Annotated in this window: 15 protein-coding genes; 5 read left to right on the top strand and 10 right to left on the bottom strand. The window is 44.2% G+C overall.

The features are described 5' to 3' along the window. Window positions 1–130: 130 nt before the first annotated feature. The 4 genes from OCU35_RS19120 to OCU35_RS19105 form a co-directional block, all read right to left on the bottom strand. Window positions 131–454 carry a bactofilin family protein gene (locus OCU35_RS19120; protein WP_261826242.1) on the bottom strand — a complete coding sequence of 108 codons (324 nt, stop codon included), beginning with the start codon at window positions 452–454 and terminating at the stop codon, window positions 131–133. Window positions 455–462: 8 nt separating this feature from the next. After that, window positions 463–1,410: a M23 family metallopeptidase gene (locus OCU35_RS19115; RefSeq protein WP_065598492.1), complete on the bottom strand. Its 948-nt coding sequence runs from the start codon at window positions 1,408–1,410 to the stop codon at window positions 463–465. 119 nt (window positions 1,411–1,529) lie between these two features. Next, window positions 1,530–1,886 (bottom strand): YibL family ribosome-associated protein, encoded by a 357-nt coding sequence (locus OCU35_RS19110; protein ID WP_017028439.1) that lies wholly within the window; start codon window positions 1,884–1,886, stop codon window positions 1,530–1,532. A gap of 108 nt (window positions 1,887–1,994) precedes the next feature. After that, entirely contained in the window at window positions 1,995–2,870 is an 876-nt protein-coding gene (locus OCU35_RS19105) for an NAD(P)-dependent oxidoreductase (RefSeq protein ID WP_017243724.1), read from the bottom strand. A 144-nt stretch (window positions 2,871–3,014) separates the two neighbouring features. On the opposite strand from OCU35_RS19105, the gene OCU35_RS19100 reads away from it, so the two are divergent. After that, window positions 3,015–3,197, top strand: coding sequence for a hypothetical protein (locus OCU35_RS19100; RefSeq protein ID WP_065211009.1), 183 nt, complete (start codon window positions 3,015–3,017; stop codon window positions 3,195–3,197). A gap of 66 nt (window positions 3,198–3,263) precedes the next feature. Here the strand turns inward: OCU35_RS19100 and OCU35_RS19095 are convergent, their stop codons facing one another. The 4 genes from OCU35_RS19095 to OCU35_RS19080 all read right to left on the bottom strand — a co-directional run bounded on the left by OCU35_RS19095 (window position 3,264) and on the right by OCU35_RS19080 (window position 6,077). Then, window positions 3,264–3,980: a YebC/PmpR family DNA-binding transcriptional regulator gene (locus OCU35_RS19095; RefSeq protein WP_017243722.1), complete on the bottom strand. Its 717-nt coding sequence runs from the start codon at window positions 3,978–3,980 to the stop codon at window positions 3,264–3,266. A 72-nt stretch (window positions 3,981–4,052) separates the two neighbouring features. Then, complete coding sequence (locus OCU35_RS19090) at window positions 4,053–4,262, bottom strand: DUF3283 family protein (RefSeq protein ID WP_017028435.1); 210 nt, start codon at window positions 4,260–4,262, stop codon at window positions 4,053–4,055. Window positions 4,263–4,359: 97 nt separating this feature from the next. Next, a complete protein-coding gene (locus OCU35_RS19085; protein WP_102485075.1) occupies window positions 4,360–5,649 on the bottom strand; it encodes an MgtC/SapB family protein in 1,290 nt (429 codons plus the stop codon). A gap of 230 nt (window positions 5,650–5,879) precedes the next feature. After that, window positions 5,880–6,077: a PA3496 family putative envelope integrity protein gene (locus tag OCU35_RS19080; protein ID WP_261826241.1), complete on the bottom strand. Its 198-nt coding sequence runs from the start codon at window positions 6,075–6,077 to the stop codon at window positions 5,880–5,882. A 127-nt stretch (window positions 6,078–6,204) separates the two neighbouring features. Here OCU35_RS19080 and OCU35_RS19075 point away from each other — a divergent pair, with 127 nt between their 5' ends. Continuing rightward, window positions 6,205–6,834, top strand: coding sequence for a hypothetical protein (locus OCU35_RS19075; RefSeq protein ID WP_240696295.1), 630 nt, complete (start codon window positions 6,205–6,207; stop codon window positions 6,832–6,834). Window positions 6,835–6,868: 34 nt separating this feature from the next. Here OCU35_RS19075 and OCU35_RS19070 read toward each other — a convergent pair whose 3' ends face one another. Then, on the bottom strand, window positions 6,869–8,845 hold the full coding sequence (locus tag OCU35_RS19070; protein WP_017031744.1) for a replication initiator protein RctB domain-containing protein: 1,977 nt from the start codon (window positions 8,843–8,845) through the stop codon (window positions 6,869–6,871). 1,442 nt (window positions 8,846–10,287) lie between these two features. On the opposite strand from OCU35_RS19070, the gene OCU35_RS19065 reads away from it, so the two are divergent. Next, the gene (locus OCU35_RS19065; protein ID WP_017028430.1) at window positions 10,288–11,508 is read left to right on the top strand and encodes an AAA family ATPase; all 1,221 of its coding nucleotides are present in this window, start codon (window positions 10,288–10,290) and stop codon (window positions 11,506–11,508) included. A 4-nt stretch (window positions 11,509–11,512) separates the two neighbouring features. Continuing rightward, window positions 11,513–12,487, top strand: a complete 975-nt coding sequence (locus OCU35_RS19060; protein ID WP_017031746.1) for a ParB/RepB/Spo0J family partition protein — start codon at window positions 11,513–11,515, stop codon at window positions 12,485–12,487. 59 nt (window positions 12,488–12,546) lie between these two features. Here the strand turns inward: OCU35_RS19060 and OCU35_RS19055 are convergent, their stop codons facing one another. Continuing rightward, the gene (locus OCU35_RS19055; RefSeq protein WP_261826240.1) at window positions 12,547–13,812 is read right to left on the bottom strand and encodes a mechanosensitive ion channel family protein; all 1,266 of its coding nucleotides are present in this window, start codon (window positions 13,810–13,812) and stop codon (window positions 12,547–12,549) included. 199 nt (window positions 13,813–14,011) lie between these two features. Between OCU35_RS19055 and OCU35_RS19050 the strand changes: the two genes are divergently transcribed. After that, on the top strand, window positions 14,012–16,048 hold the full coding sequence (locus OCU35_RS19050) for a tRNA(Met) cytidine acetyltransferase TmcA (RefSeq protein WP_261826239.1): 2,037 nt from the start codon (window positions 14,012–14,014) through the stop codon (window positions 16,046–16,048). Window positions 16,049–16,440 lie beyond the last annotated feature (392 nt).

Raw genomic sequence — 16,440 nt, 5'->3', positions numbered from 1 at the left:
CAGTAAATATCTAGGATCTTAGTGAGCACATAGCTACCACTTATAGTTTGATAATCAAGAGCTATAAAACCCACAAAAAAGGGCACTTTACAGTGTAACGTGCCCTTCTCGAAACTTGTATTCTATCAAGCTAGCTGTTCACAGCCTGCTTAGTGCTTTTCGAATCTGCTGGCTTGTCTTTTGAACCCAGTTCAACCACTTGTTCTTTCTCAGATGGTTTAGTGTCGCCGTTGAATTTGCCGCCGCGCTCTATGCTTAGGTCGTCAGTGTAGATAGTGCCTTGTACCTGACCATTTTCTAAGATTTCGATTGAGGTTGCATGGCATGAGCCTTCAATAATGCCATTCACAATCACCTTACCAGCAAAGATATCACCGATAACTCGGCCTGATTGGCTAACGATTAGAGATTGCTCAACACTGACTTGGCCAATGACCGTGCCATCAACGTGCATATCACTCTCTAGCTTGAATTGGCCTTCGACTTGGCAGCCTTTTGCGATGAGAGTTGTAGCTGATTGCTTGCTCGGTTTTCTATCCTTTTGACCAAAGAGTCCCATCTAATACCTCGTTCTTTTTCAAATAATGTTTCAAAGTTTGCTGCGCTCCATTCATGGAATGCCAATGGATCCAGTGCGCGGCCTACAAAGCGAATTTCATAGTGAAGGTGTGGGCCGGTTGAGAAACCCGTATTGCCTGAATAAGCAATAAGCTGTCCTTTCTCAACAAATTCTCCAGATTTCACCTTAAATTTCTGCAAGTGAGAATAAGATGTAGAGAACCCGTAAGAGTGCTGCAATCGCAGGAAATTACCCGAACCTGTTTTGCTTGGTCTAACAACCTCAACAACACCATCTGCAGTAGCATAGATCGGTGCCCCTGTGTTCACGGCATAATCTATACCACGATGTAGGGTTTTTCTGCCCGTTTTAGGGTGAATTCGATAGCCGTAATGTGAGGAAACTCGCACGTCGCCTACTGGGGAGCCGTTCGGTATATTATTCAGCATATAGAGGCGTACAGAAGAAGTTACCGCGGCTGCATCAAGACGGCTTTCTAATTCGCCATCTTTTTCAGCAACGCCAAGAACCACTTCCAGGTCCCCTAACCTATCGGAAACCTGTTGCAATCGCTCTTCGCGTGCACCTAGGTCCCCTTCAAGCTCTACCTTCAGGTTTTGCAGCTGTTCAACTTCTTCGCTTAACTCTAAAGAACGGTTTTGCAATTCAGTCTGCTTCAAAAGCGCGAAGTCGACCTCATTGTTCAGATAGTAAATAGCAGCGCCACCGGCAATAATTGCGGCAACAAAAAAGTAGCCAAAGCCCTTAAGGCATTGTTGTAATAATTTACCCATCTGGAAATGACGAGTTCCATCGACAGTGGAAACTGTGACTATTACATGCTCTTTCATTCGCACCTTACTAACTGTTTAATTTTTAACCGGACGCGTAGTTTACTCAAAATGACAGGATCAGCAAGTTTTACCTGTCATTTATGGCGGGTTAGGGTAATTTCAACGAATTTAGGAAATTAAAACTCTTTGTCAGCAAAGCCTGTCACTTCATCGATACGCAGTGCTTTACCCAGTTTAGTCAGTGGGTGAACAACAACAATGCCCTTAACACGGCGCTTCAGTTGGCCCATGTCAGCTTGTTCTTGCTTAGTGATTGGACGAGAAAACGGCTTATCCGATAGCTCTTTACGTTCTTTGTTTAGATCGTAGCTTTCTTTGTGCTTAAGCTGTGCAACCTGCTTTTCTAGCTTAGTGATCTCTTGCTCAAACTGAGTAATGATGCTTTGATCACGACGAGAGATAGCAGCCGCTAGTTTGTGTTTGCACTTATCAATGCGGTTGTTCAGGTTTTGAATTTCTTTCTTTGCAGACATTTGCCGCTCCTAGTAAAAAAACGTGCCGTCATAGGACGGCACGTTAAATGGAATACGTGAAGTATATAGTGTGTTTGCCACGGAGACGACAATTTGATTAAGAAAAGCTTAGGATTCCGCTTGTTTGCGTATCGCTTTGAGTAATACCGAGGTATCCATGCGACCTAAACCTTCAGCAGAAAGCGCTTTGTAAGCTTCAGTGCTTGCTTCTGTTAATGGAAGTTTAAGATCGTGTTGTTTCGCTTCTTCTAAACAAAAGCCAAGATCCTTGATCATCCAGTCGATGGCAAAGCCAAAGTCGAACTTATCTTGCGCCATAGTATTAGCACGGTTTTCCATCTGCCAAGAACCTGCCGCACCATTCTTTAGACAATCCACCAAGGTATGAACATCCAAGCCAGATTTCTCGGCCAACAACAAGCCTTCAGACAGACCTGTCAGAGCACCCGCTATACAGATTTGATTCACCATCTTCGCTCTTTGTCCCTGCCCTGCTTTACCCATCAGCACAGAAGATTTGGCGTAAGCATCAAACACTGGCTGCATCGCATCAAAGTCAGATGGGTCGCCGCCACACATTACAGTGAGCACGCCATTTTCAGCACCCGCTTGACCACCAGAAACAGGAGCATCAATAAATCTTAGGTTGGCTTTAGCGGTGGCTTCTAGCAGCTCTTCCGCAAGGTTGGCTGATGTTGTCGTATGGTCAACCAAAATAGCGCCCGCCTTCATGTTGGCGATAGCACCGGTCGCTGAGGTAGTGACGCTACGAACATCATCGTCATTGCCGACGCACACCAAGACTACATCGGCATCTTCAACACACTCTGCTACAGTCGCGACGGCTTGCCCTGCATACTCCTTGGCCCATTGCTCTGCCTTAGCAGTGGTGCGGTTATAAACACGAACCTCAAAGCCCGCCTTAACCAAATGACCCGCCATTGGGTAACCCATGACACCCAAACCTAGAAAACTGATTCGCATTACTCACTCCTTTTATACCTGCAACTGCACTCAGATTAACACGTAGCAGGGAAAATGAACGTTCCAAGGGTGAATACTTTGATTTAATAACTGCACTTTAAGTTAAAGGGTTTCGTAAGAGATGACATGCATGGAGGATTCAATATGAAGTGGATATTAATAGCGCTCGCTTTACTCATCTCCCCCCTCACAGTGGCAGGCTATGGCACAGGAGGCGTCCCTTCGGTGCCTTGCTACATTGATGGCAAATATAAAGGCACCATTGCCATCAATGAGTGCAAACGCCTCGGCGGAGAAATTCCGGGCGAAAAAAAGAGCAAGCCTTAGGCCTGCTCTCTTCACTTGTTTCTGGTTGAGAATGACTTTTTATAAAGCATTCTCAATCACACATGATTACAACTCAGCGTTGTGATAAACCTGCTGAACATCGTCACAGTCATCTAGAAGGTCTAGGAACTTCTGGAATTTTTCTGCGTCTTCGCCGGCTACTGGAGTGTGAGTTTGTGGAACGAAAGTAATCTCTTCCACATCCAAAGTTAGCTCAGGGAAAGCACCGATTAGTGCAGTCTTGGTCTTGAAAAACTCTGTATGCGGAGCAAAAACAGTGACAACACCGTCTTCAACTTCAACGTCAGTCACATCAACGTCGTCCATCATTAGTGTTTCAAGGATCACTTCGTCATCATCACCTTTAAACTGGAACACAGCCTGGTGATCAAACATGTGAGAAACAGAACCTTCTACACCAATTTTAGCGCCTGTTTTCACGAAGCATTGACGTACGTCTTGGAAGGTACGGTTGCCGTTGTCCGTAAGGCAATCAACGATAACGCTAGTGCCACCAGGACCAAAGCCCTCGTAACGTGCAGGTTGGTAGTCTTCGCCACCACCACCGGTCGCTTTATCGATAGCTTTATCGATAACGTGCGCAGGAACCTGGTCTCTCTTCGCTTTTGTGATTAGGTGCTTTAGAGACAAGTTCATGTCTGGATCTGAACCACCGTTCTTTGCACACATGTAAATTTCTTTACCGTACTTAGAATAAACTTTAATTTTTGCGCCAGCTGTTTTGGCCATTGAGGCCTTGCGCACTTCAAAACTTCTTCCCATCGGGATCTACTCTCTAATTCTATGTGTCTCAGAAAAAGTCACACTCATCGGCCTGCCAATGAGTGATAAAAACTACCCTAAATTCATCATCTGTCGATACTTCGAAACAGACTCGTCAAACCAAAGCACGTGTTGTTCGGTCTTAAGCTTGCTGCGTTGCTCTGAAATATCTAATTCAGTGCCCTGCGAGTGTTTGACCTTCCACACCAAATAAGATGCTTGTTTGTCCAACTCTACGCGGTATTTATCTTCAGCAGGAAGATCAGAAAGATTTATCGACATGTGAGGTTTTTTACTACGAATTCGTGACGCGTAATATAGCACAAATCTGAGATGAGAAAAAACGCGTTAATTTACACTGTAAATGGAAAGTTTGAAGTTAGGCGCCAGTGATACCAAAGACAACAACAGAAACTCCCCCACCAACAACAACGCATGCGGTCATAACAGGCGCCACTCGATACCAGAGCTTCTTGTCCCCTATCGCCACCACCATGCCCATTTTAACTAGGGTATTCACTGACGCGGCGATAATAACGCCAATAGACGCAACCATAACACTTAACGACTCTGTGCTCTGACGCCCTAGAGCAAGGGAAATAGCATCAACATCAGTAATACCTGATAGTGCCGACAGCATAAGCACGCCCGCATCCCCAAACCAATTGGAGAGCACATGCGAAAGCAGGATGATCACCGCTAATACCGCACCAAAAAACAGCGCCGAACGCAAAGCAAGTGGATTAGTCTGCTTATTATTCTGCTCCACATTATCCACCTCACAACTGCGCCATATCCACCAAGCAGGCACATACAGTACGATCATCATGAGTAAGATTATGGGCCAAATCAGAATTACCAAATCGGGGTTTATTACCGACAATACAACCAGTAAGCGTGGGAACATAGTGCCGCAGCAAAGCAAGATGCCACTGGCGAGTAACGGGCTAATATTGGCTTGCTCTCGAGAGAGCTGAGAAAACTGCAGGGTGAGAGCGGTAGAGGAGCTTAAACCTGCAAACACAGAAGTGAATAAGATCCCTCGCTTAGCGCCACCAATTTTTATCGCAAAATAACCAACAAAGGAAATGCTGGCGATGAGCACCACCATCCACCAAATCTCATAGGGGTTGAGGGCATTCCATGGGCCGTACGATTGGTTTGGTAGAAGAGGGAGCATCACGATGGAAATAAGGAGTAAGCGCAGCGCTGCATCCAGTTCGTACTCTTGAAGCTTTTGCAGGGCTTGGTGAAGTTCTTTTTTATTGTCCAGTACCACAGCGGTAAGCACCGCCGCCACCGCCGCTAAGACTGCTTCACCAGAAACAGCAAGGCAGCCAATGATAAAGGTGATTAGCAGGCTCACTACGCCAGTGATGCTGATATCTTCACTTCGCTTTTGCTTCATCACAAAGGCAATACAGGCCAATAAGACCAGCGCAATCAAACCAAAGCCGATAAGTAAGGGCGAGTAGAGACTGGCTAGCGTTGCTATCAAGCCGCCTAGCAAGCTCACCAGCGAGTAAGTACGAATACCGGCCACACGACTGCCTTCAACCCTATGTCGCATTACCCAGCCTCTCTGAGTGCCGATTATTACGCCCAATAACAGAGCGATAAACAGGTTCCAGATGAGGTGTTCATTCGTTACTAGCTCACTAATGTTCATAGTCCACCTTTGTACTACGCACTCTAGGGTCTGTTGACCTTAATGATTATTGTATGCCAACGGTGAGATTATTCTTTGACCTAGGAGAAAAGAAACGCATAAAAAAACGCACATACCCTTATAGTGAGTACATGCGTTCTTGTGTCGTATTTTAAGTTGAAAATAAAAACAATACGACAGAGTAATTTTTGTCATATGCCCATTGCTGAGCGTACTAGTCTCGTGTGGAATTAGTGTAGTAACCCCAACTCGCGAGCCTCTTCCAGTGTCAATCCGCTTTCCCTGATTTCGCGCATTTGTTCTATTCGGCGTCTTGCCTCTGCAGATTTTAGCTGTTTATTCGAAGTGGCTTCGGGGGTGGCGTTCAATTCATCCCACGAACCCGCGAGACCGTGCATCTCTTCTCGGCTGATAGAATTAATAGACATCACTTTGCTCCTGAAATAACAATAAAATATAAGGCGTTTTTGCCTTGTGATATACAGTAGAAGCGGCACTGGTCATGTATGCGCTAAGCTCCTCTGACCTCTGTATTGATAGCAATCTAGCAATCTTGTGTTAAGAAAATTTGAATCGATCTGTGATGGGGTTATCACCGCCTTTTTTGTTTTGTGGACAGCGTCTGTATTTGGTCACATTTTAGTCAATATTGATTTACACTTACAAATAATAATGCTCAAAAAAGGAACGATTCTTGTGACTCGGCTAGATCAATGGCAACAACAGTTTTCGCAGTGCCACAAAACGCGGAAGCATGATCAAGTGAAGGTTTTGGCTCAATTGATCAATGATCCTCCCCAAGAATTATGGGGGCCGGAATTGTCGATCGAGCAGAGTCAAGGGCTTGGCTGTTGGCTTGATGGTTGTGCTCGCATGTATCAACATCATTTAGAGCAGGCAGAGCTCGAGGCGGCCTACTCTTATCTGTGTTTAGCACAAGGTCGATTGGAACAGGTGATCAGCCGGGCTGAAGTGGATCAAAATATTCGTTTATGCTGCTGTCGTAGGCTTGAGCAGGTCATGGTATTGATCGTTGAGTTTTGCAAGAAGCAACATGGAAAGGCGTGGCGCGCTGAGTTAAGCAATCAAATTGAATCACACGTTAAGTTCTTAACGCTTTATCCGCTCAATGAAGCGCCGATCCCTGTGTTGAAGCCCTCACGAGGGGCGAATAAATCCGCATAGATCTTGGGTTTACAAGATCTATGCGGAAGCATGATCAAGTGCCTGATGCGATCTCTCTCAGCACTCGCATAACGGTTTCATCATAATGGCCTTCAAGGATCTGGCGGCACACTTTACGTCTAACCGCTAATCCCAAAATCAATCGCTCGATCGTTAGATGTGCGCCCGAAGAATCTTGATTATACAACTCGATAGTACGACTCAGCGCCTCATAGCTGACAACCTTGTCCCCTACCCTCAGCCAATCTAGCTTCTCTAACAGCTCCTGACACTCTTCTCTGATAGAAGTAGGTGAGTGTCCGGTCATTGCTGATAAAGCCGTTATACTGCGTTCTAGAGCTTCTGGAGAGGTATATTTGGTTAAGCTGATGGTGATCTCTTCAGCATTGATCTCAACCAGGTGCTTACGCAGCTTCACGCGACGACCCAGATTCCCTCTTGGTGACGACTTTTTACGTTGAATAGGTTCAAACTCGCCATCGATGATCTCCGCCAATTCCTCAAGCTTTTGCTTAGACACCATTTCATGTCTAAGTGGATTGGGCAGCGTTGGCGCCATGTTACGTTTACCCGCGTTGGTAGTACGAGCCCTCGCGTAGCGAACCACTTCTTCTGCGTTGCACTTAATATCTACTTGGTAATCTTTGACCTTACCTTTTGGCTCCAATGCGCTTAACGTCAGGTGATAACCCCATAAATTCACCACAAACAGTTCGTCGTTACCCTTGCCCTTAGAAAGTTTCTTCAGCTCTCTAAGCAGATCCATTGAGAAGCGCCGCCATTCGATATTGCGCGCAAGCTTTTGATTCAACTCACTAAGTAGCATCATATCAGAAGAGCGACGTGACATACGGCTCCTGAAGTAGGAATACAACTGGAACACCAAGGTATGCTGGCGAAGGATTTCTGGTGGGAACAAGAAGAAGTAATCTTTAGTCAGCAACTCCTCATAAAACGATGGCTCCCATACCAAGATATACAGGTTTGGTTTTATTTTTATCTCACCAGCTTCATTTTCGGTTGGAGCCTCTTCAGACGCGGTAATGGTTCGCGCTAGAAAACGGAAGCGATCACTCTTAAAGCCTTCGGGCATGTTCTCGCTTAACCACTGGCCTGTGAGTTCGTGCAGTTGGAAGTCCGTGTATTCGATGCGATCAATGCTATCGCGAATAGAATCGCGTGCCGGTCCGCTGTCCTTTTTTCCCCTCAAAGAGAGAATATCCGTGATATACAAAGGGGTTTTATTAGGCGCTACCTGAGCATTAATGTGGTAGTTATCTTGGTGATGATCATGGTATTGCACGGTTAGCGTAAACAAGGCAAATAACGTCATAAGATCATCAACTGTCATGATGTTTTTTGACGATCTCGTTTCGATAACAGCTCGTGTACCAGAGATCGAAACCATTGATTTCTGGTAATTTTTCCGTGTTCTTGGTGGCGCTAACGCTTGATCAATAATGCCAGCCCAGTTAGTCGGTGAAACAACAAACTGTTCAGCTTCGTCCAACATTGCTGGTGGATTATTCAATCCATGCTCGCTTAACAGCTGCTTGTTAACGTGTGTTTGAGCAAGCGCCTGGGTCTTTTTCTTCTTGGCCGTCGTCTTGGTGGATTCGGTTTGTAAGCTTCCGGTACCTAATGCAGTGATAAGCAATGATGGGTTGACGAAGTGGTGCAGCATAGTCTTGCCCGCTAGGCCAGTTTCAAACCTAACCGGTGTTTGTTTGAATAAACCAATGTTTACTGCGGCTCTAAGGCGTTGTTGGATTGCAGCCCTAGTGATTTGTCCATCTGTGGCATCAATTAACTCTGTTGTCGAAACAAGACCGTCTTTGCTAGTCATGCCACGTAGAGAAATCAGATTAAGTAATTCAACTATGCTTTTGGTAACACCCTTGAAGTGTTGATACTGTTCTATCCATTCAACGGCGTTGTTGTTAACTTCAAATAAATGTCCATCTTTATGACTTCGAGGTTGTTTTATCAGGATCTTGTCTTCGTTGGTCATTTAGTATCCGTCTACACTTTATCGTAACTTAATCATTGTTCCGTATAGCTTAAGAAAATTTCTTTTAAAAAGAAAGAAAAAAATCTTGTTGCTCCTAAGACTGATCTTTATGTTTAAAACTGATCTTATTGATATAGTGATCTAATGATCCGGGCGTAAAAATCACTGTAAGTGTATGTTTTAAAATATGTTTATTTTTCATTGGATCGGAACGATGATCATAGGCAAGACGTAAGCATGATCAAACAAAGTCTGTAAACATGATCAAAGAATGTTGGAAGTGTGATCAACGTAATTATTGATAGATGATCAAGAGAGCTTTGAAAGCATGATCACTGAATACAAACAACTTATCCACATCCGCATTGTTTATTAAGTGTTCGAATTACCTTGTTGGTACTCTCTAATAGTATGATCGTTTCTCTAGTGCCCTACCCTATCGTTTATTTTTTGTGATTTTAATTGTCTTTTCATTTCGGAAAAATGATCAAGTGGCGTGTTGATCTATCGTTTCGATGATTGCTGTGTTTTTCAATCATTCCATTTACGGAGTCACTGGCGAACGATTGCGACAAACCATTTTCTTTTTATTGTGAATAGATGCAGCAATAGCGCCTCAAATGTTGGAAGCATGATCAAGAGTTCTTCGGATAGATGAGTTTCTATGCCCAATGCAGTTGAATTCATGGTGATTTTGTCTGGATTCCGCTCCATTGCCCATTCTGCCTAATGTTGACCGTAATCTAGCGGAACATTTACATGCTTCCGAGGATTAAAAACACTTGATCATCGATCCGTAAAGGATCCTTCATATTCATGAAATAGCCCGTTAAAGTCGATCCCCTTTTTTACAGTACGAGTTCCTTGATCATTGATCCAAGATCTCCGGTTTTTGTGGATAAATAAAAATTTTGCTCAAGGAACGATGATCAAGATATATCCTTGATCATCGTTCCATAAATTCTAATGAGATTAATAATTAGCCGATACTGGTAGTAAACCACTAATGGTGATTTTCAGTCAGTTTAGTTTCAGGCTGATTTGGGGGAATATCGAACCGCTAGCTAACAAAGGAGCATTGATTTGCAAATGACCGTAATTCATACAGTACTTAACATCGTTCCGAAAACGCTCCGAAACATCCTGAGAACGTTTCTACGCAATCTATGTTATTGAGTGGGTTCACTCTAGATTTTGCTCTTTTCCCCTACCCCACGCTTATTTCACTAAAAATGAGTTCTTTACAATGTAAATACGTGACTCCTGTAACTTTTTAAATCTGTGATACTTTACCTGTAGTTATTCATTAGAAACTGTGCGTTAGTATGCCTAATTAACAGGCTATTTATGTGATTCAACTCATTAATAATTGTTCAGCACTTTATTGTAATTATATCTATTCGCTGTACAATTATCTAAGTCATACATTTATGGGAAGAATGATGAAAAGAGAATCAACGATAGATAATCTTTACCAGCTGGCTGAACAGACTAAACAAGTTCAAGCTGATCGTATTGAAATAGTGTTGGAAGAGCGAAATGACGAGCACTTCCCGCCTATGTCAAAAGCATTGATGGAAACTCGCTCTGGTTTGACTCGAAGAAAACTAGACGACGCTATTAGCAAGATGGAAGCCAAGGGCCACCAGTTTACTAAAAACAACGCCAATCACTACTCAATCTCACTTGATGAGGCTCATCTATTGATGGAGTCTGCCGGCGTTGAGAAGTTTCACGAACGTAAGCGCAATCAAAACAATAAACCTTGGGTAGTAAACGTTCAGAACCAGAAGGGGGGTACAGGTAAATCAATGACTGTAGTTCACCTTGCTGCCTGTTTAGCGTTGAATTTGGATAAACGCTACCGTATATGTCTTATTGACTTGGACCCCCAGGGCTCTTTGCGTTTGTTTTTGAACCCGCAAATCAGTATCAGCGAGCATGACAATATCTACTCTGCCGTTGATATTATGCTGGACAATGTGCCAGATGAAGACGAGGTAGACTTGGAGTTCTTGCGTAAGAACGTATTGCTTCCTACTCAGTATCCAAACTTGAAGACCATTTCAGCTTTCCCTGAAGATGCTATGTTTAACGCGGAAGCGTGGCAATCTCTTTCTCAGGACCAGTCTTTAGATATCGTTAAACTACTTAAAGAAAAGCTGATTGATAAGATCGCAGATGATTTTGACGTGATTATGATCGACACAGGCCCTCACGTAGACCCCTTGGTATGGAATGCAATGTACGCATCCAATGCGTTATTGATACCTTGTGCGGCTAAGCGTCTTGACTGGGCATCGACGGTTAACTTCTTCCAGCATCTACCTACCGTGTACGAGATGTTCCCTGAAGATTGGCATGGCTTGGAGTTTGTTCGCATGGTGCCAACCATGTTTGAAGATGACAACAAGAAGCAGGTTTCTGTTCTTACTGAGATGAATTATCTTCTGCAAGATCAGGTGATGATGGCAACGATTCCAAGAAGTCGTGCGTTTGAAACCTGTGCAGATACCTACAGCACCGTATTTGACCTCACTCCAGGTGACTTTGAGGGGGGCAAAAAGACGCTCGCGGTTGCTCAAGATGCCGTGCAAAAAAGTGCACTAGAGTTAGAGAGAGTGTTACACAGTAACTGGGCGTCATTGAGCAAGGAGGATTAAGAGTATGGCAATAAAAACTTCCGACTTGAACGCCAAGCTATTTGGCAAAGCAAATAAGCGCAGAGCAACAACGCCTGCTGAGGCTCAAACTGCGGCTAAAGATAATGCTCAAGTTATTGAGTTGGCAGTGGCAGGGCAGGACATGGTTTCTTTTGAATTGCAGCGTATCCCTGCAACGGAAATCGAGCAAAAGACCATTGTTTTTTCTGACAACTCCCGTGAGCAGTCGTTTTTAAATGAACACGCATTGTCTGATATTTTGGTCACCCTTAAAGAGCGCGGCCAACAATATCCAGCAGTAGGTAGAAAAAACAGTGAAGGCAAGATTGAAGTTCTCGATGGTAGCCGTCGTAGAATGTCTTGTATCTTGGCTGAGAAAGACTTTCTTATCTATGTGGCAGAAGACATTAACGGCGAGCACGCTAAGTTCTTGTCTGACGTCGCTAACGCACATAAGCCTCTCTCTTTGTACGAAAGAGGCCGTGAGATGCAAGCGAAGCTTGATTCTGGCGAGGTGACAGATCAGAAAGGACTTGCTGCTCTGTTCCAATGCAGTGAGGCACTTGTGAGTGGTGCACTTAAGGCAGCGTCTTTACCTCTGCCTTTGCTTCAAGCTTACCCTAATGTCACTGAACTCGGTCGACCAACCATCGTTAAGCTACACAAGCAGTTTAATGAGCTTGATGAAACCGCTCAGCAAGGCATTCTAGATAAGTGTCAGAAAGACGGCGCGTATGTTTGGCAACGCTTTGGCGACATGAGCGAAGCTAAAATCACTAAGCAAGTTTCGGTGCTACTTGAAGGCTGGATTTCTGAGGTTAATCAAACCGTCGAAAAACCCGCTAAGAAGCCAGTGGAACTTGTGAAAGGTAAGGCAAGTTACGTAAGAAAGGGTCAATCTTTGGCGCTGAACCTTAAGAAAGTCGACGACGCATTGGCACAAGAGATTATTCAGTTTATCGAAGATAAGCTTAAGTAAGTTTTTGCTAAGTAGATAGAGTAGGGCGGGTACCATTAGTTTGGTACCCGCTTTTTTTGTTAGTGAATAGCGGAAATTGGCTTAACCGTTTTTAGGTTAAACTCCTTCATGATTGAGTATATATGGTCGAACAAATCGGCCTGTGCACGCTCGTAGTCTTTGATATTGGTCTTGTTGACGTAACAGTACACCTCTACCGGTAATCCAAAGCGGTTACTTTCCAGTTGCCTCACCACAATCGTTAGATCTTTAATTACTGCAGGGTGGGTGGCTAGATAACTGGCGATGTACTCACGAAAGCAACCTAGATTGGTGAGTCGTCTAAAGTTTATGGGGTCCGCATTATCAGGAAGAGTATGGTTGTACTCTTGGATTTCTTGTTGTTTACGCACAATATAAGACTTAAGCAATCTGAACTTACCCATGTGTTCAAGCATATCGGCATCCACAAAGTTTATCGTCTCCGCATCAATGAATATGGCCCTTTTTATGCGTCTTGCCCCAGTTTCATCTACCCCGTACCAGTTGATAAATGGTTCTGAAACGAGAGTTTGAGAAGGGATCATGGCAATGGTGTTGTCCCAGTTTTTTACTTTAACCGTGGTTAACGTTACTTCTTGTACTGTGCCATCTACTTTATGGTTATCTAATTGAATCCATTCCCCCGCTGATATCATCTTATTGGCGGCCAACTGAATGCCGGCAATGAACCCTAGAATGGTGTCCTTCATAATAAAGGCCAACATACCGGCCATTACGCTGACGCCAGAGATAAGATAAATAGGGGTTCTGTCTAGGATATGTGACGTCGCAATGAGTGCTGCCAGTGCGACAAAACTGAGTTTAAAAAATTGCACAATGCCGTGTAGCGGCAAACGATGCGCGAAATGTTTGTTGGCAACTATAATGAGCAAGAGATCAAACACCGCAAACAGAGTTCGTAGCACCAATATCGCAGCGCCAATCTCCAGTACACCATCGATGAGTTGTCCCGGAATAGTAGTTTTGGGGACGATAAGCTCATTTGTGGACATGAACAAATAATAGGGAAATAGAACCGATACCTTTTCAGGCAGATGCTTACGCTTGATAGTGAGCTTTGTTTTAGCGTTGTAGTGTTGGCTACTTGTATGAATGAATCTTCGCATGAAGTGGCGCACCACCAGGTAGGTGAACGCTGCAACTAACAAGGTAACGACCAATAACGCTATGTCTGCAATGAAACTGCTTCTATCAAATGTGATAGAAAATAGTGACAGCAGATCAATTAAAAAGTGTCCCAGATGCTCGACAATGGGCTCTGTCACAACTTGCTCATTTTCCATAAATTAAAACCTCCGTGTTCTTACTCTATCGTATATCAAGCTAGCTCGAAGTATTGTGTTAGGTTGCCAATTCTTAGCCCTAGATAGGTCTTTTTAATGGCTAAAGGTATTTTGATGAAGAGAGGCGTAGTAATAGTCACTCTGATCTTGATTCTGCTATTCTAAGCACAATGATTATTCAGTCACTTAGGCGATTACCTTGTCACACCATCCTCATCTTCAAACCTTGGTCTCATTAAAACTCAATGCCTCTAAATCTATGCATCGCAGTGGCGTCGTACTTGATGGAAGTAGAGAGTGGCAATTGGAGCTATTGGAAGCGTTTGGAGCGGCTGTAGAGCATCACAGGGCGTTAATTATTGGTAACCATGGCTTGAGCTATGGTGAAAGCCTTACGTTTAAGCAGGCGCGTCAGAAGCTAGGACAAGAGTCAGACCTGATAGTGGCTGACTTAAGTTCACCTTTTGATGCCAATGGCTTTACCGCTGTAAGTGGCACATTAAAGGGGGGTGGGATGTTGATTGTGTTGCCTTCGAGCAAAAATGAGGGTGATAACTACTCATCGTTGTGGCTTGAACGAGCACTTAAGTCTTTTCATCGTATCAAACAGAATGGAGACACTTTCCCTGAAATCAAGAAAGTAGAGCCCCTTGCAAGCTTTGACCGATACGAGCAACAGCAACAGGCCATTCAGGCTATCTCGCGTGTGCTTAGCGGACACAGGAAACGACCTTTGGTTATAACTGCTGATAGAGGAAGAGGGAAATCGGCGGCTTTAGGAATGGCGGCAGGACGAATCATTAAAGATGAGACTAAGAAGATTTTGGTGACCGCTCCGAATACTCAAGCGGTTAAAACATTATTTGAACACGCGAAGTCTGCATCTGGTTGTAGTAATCAAAAGCCTAATATCGCTTCTTCCATTAAAGGTGGGAGCGTTGAGTTTATTGCACCTGATGAATTGCTACGTGAGCAGCAGGTTTGTGATTTGCTGTTAGTTGACGAGGCTGCTGCGATACCGCTGCCAATCCTTAAGTCTATCGTCGAGCGTTATCATAGAGTGTGTTTTGCCACAACTGTGCATGGCTATGAAGGATGCGGGCGAGGCTTTGGCATTAAGTTTGAAGCGTGGTTAAGCGAGCATCGACCAGGTTGGAACTCAGTTAAGCTTACTCAACCTATACGTTGGAACCCAGACGATCCAATGGAAGCATGGTTATTTGATACCTTCTTACTCGATGCGGAGATTGAATCTGCGCCACTAGATACTGACCTCACCATTCATCTGCAAAAAATTGAGGCAGACAGTTACGCTCGTTCTCCAGAGATATTGAGGAAAGGATTTGGCTTGTTGGTCAACGCTCATTATCAAACGACGCCAAACGATCTGTTTCAGCTTTTGGATGACCCGAATATTGTGTTTTACCAAGCACTGCAGGGTGACCACGTCGTCGGGGTTATTGTTGGGTACCTAGAAGGCGGCTTAGAGGAATCGACACTTGCTGATGTACAGCTAGGTCGACGACGTCCTGCAGGGCATATGGTGCCGGTCTCTTTGGTTTCTCAACTTGCCGATAACGCACCTGCACGGGTTAAAAGCCTTCGAATTATGCGAATAGCGGTCCACCCAGGTCTTCAAGGACAAGGCATTGGTGGCTGGATGTTGTCTCAGTTATCTGAAAAGCAAACAGACGTGGAATATTTATCAACGAGCTTTGGCGTGACTGGGGAGCTGGCAAACTTTTGGGTAACCAATCATTTTCAGTCTGTACGCTTAGGTAGCAAACAAGACCAAGCCAGTGGTTGTTTCTCTGTCACTATGGTTAAGCCCTTGAACCATTCTCTTTCATGGTTGGACGGTGCTAGACATCAACTAAGAGAAGGCTTGCTTGATACTGCATCCGATATTCACCGCAATCTATCTAGTGACGTTCTCATGCAGCTACTCAGTGAAGGAGGCGTGAATCTTCCTCATCAACAAGATTGCCATTTACGAGTGCTGGAGAATTACGTTCAGGGCGGAGCAAGCTTTGAAGCTACCCGCTCAAAAGTGAGAGAACTATTGCTCTTGAACTTGCATAGAATAGAGTTTGAGAAAGTCACTCTTATCTCTGACTTAGTCATAAAGAAGCTGAGTTGGTCTGACGTTTGTAAGAATCATGGCTTCACAGGACGAAAGCAAGCGGAAGCGAATTACCGCCAAGCCATCCAAGAACACCTACTTAGCACTCGATAAGCTGGTGATTTACAGTGTAAATTCAATAATTTCTGTCTCATAGGTCAATTTACACTGTAAATTTCACCTCTCACCAAACTGTCTCTCTTAAAAACATGAATATAGCCAATAGCACTGTTCATGTTTTTCGGTCGCCAAGTTCGTTAGTCTGTTGCTATCCGCATTTTATATTATTGAGGCTAGTCGACTTATGCTGTCAACAACTCAGGAAATCTTCAACAAGCTTACAAAACTGGTATTTGTCTTGTTGGGAGTCGTTGTTTTATTTGTTGTGCTTTGCTTAGGGCTACTTCATAAGAACCAGCACATATCATCTGAAGAGTTTCTGGCAATTGCTGGCTTTGGTGTATTAATCGAAGGCGTGCTATTCGCAATCTATCAGGGTGTAAAGT

Source organism: Vibrio breoganii (assembly GCF_024346795.1).
Lineage (GTDB): Bacteria > Pseudomonadota > Gammaproteobacteria > Enterobacterales > Vibrionaceae > Vibrio > Vibrio breoganii.
This window is presented reverse-complemented; position numbering and strand designations above follow the sequence as displayed.

What these genes read in the sequence shown, in the direction of transcription:
- OCU35_RS19120 (WP_261826242.1), bottom strand. Translation starts at nt 454, where the DNA reads ATGCACGTTGATGGCACGGTCATTGGCCAAGTCAGTGTTGAGCAATCT.
- OCU35_RS19115 (WP_065598492.1), bottom strand. Translation starts at nt 1,410, where the DNA reads ATGAAAGAGCATGTAATAGTCACAGTTTCCACTGTCGATGGAACTCGT.
- OCU35_RS19110 (WP_017028439.1), bottom strand. Translation starts at nt 1,886, where the DNA reads ATGTCTGCAAAGAAAGAAATTCAAAACCTGAACAACCGCATTGATAAG.
- OCU35_RS19105 (WP_017243724.1), bottom strand. Translation starts at nt 2,870, where the DNA reads ATGCGAATCAGTTTTCTAGGTTTGGGTGTCATGGGTTACCCAATGGCG.
- OCU35_RS19100 (WP_065211009.1), top strand. Translation starts at nt 3,015, where the DNA reads ATGAAGTGGATATTAATAGCGCTCGCTTTACTCATCTCCCCCCTCACA.
- OCU35_RS19095 (WP_017243722.1), bottom strand. Translation starts at nt 3,980, where the DNA reads ATGGGAAGAAGTTTTGAAGTGCGCAAGGCCTCAATGGCCAAAACAGCT.
- OCU35_RS19090 (WP_017028435.1), bottom strand. Translation starts at nt 4,262, where the DNA reads ATGTCGATAAATCTTTCTGATCTTCCTGCTGAAGATAAATACCGCGTA.
- OCU35_RS19085 (WP_102485075.1), bottom strand. Translation starts at nt 5,649, where the DNA reads ATGAACATTAGTGAGCTAGTAACGAATGAACACCTCATCTGGAACCTG.
- OCU35_RS19080 (WP_261826241.1), bottom strand. Translation starts at nt 6,077, where the DNA reads ATGTCTATTAATTCTATCAGCCGAGAAGAGATGCACGGTCTCGCGGGT.
- OCU35_RS19070 (WP_017031744.1), bottom strand. Translation starts at nt 8,845, where the DNA reads ATGACCAACGAAGACAAGATCCTGATAAAACAACCTCGAAGTCATAAA.
- OCU35_RS19065 (WP_017028430.1), top strand. Translation starts at nt 10,288, where the DNA reads ATGAAAAGAGAATCAACGATAGATAATCTTTACCAGCTGGCTGAACAG.
- OCU35_RS19060 (WP_017031746.1), top strand. Translation starts at nt 11,513, where the DNA reads ATGGCAATAAAAACTTCCGACTTGAACGCCAAGCTATTTGGCAAAGCA.
- OCU35_RS19055 (WP_261826240.1), bottom strand. Translation starts at nt 13,812, where the DNA reads ATGGAAAATGAGCAAGTTGTGACAGAGCCCATTGTCGAGCATCTGGGA.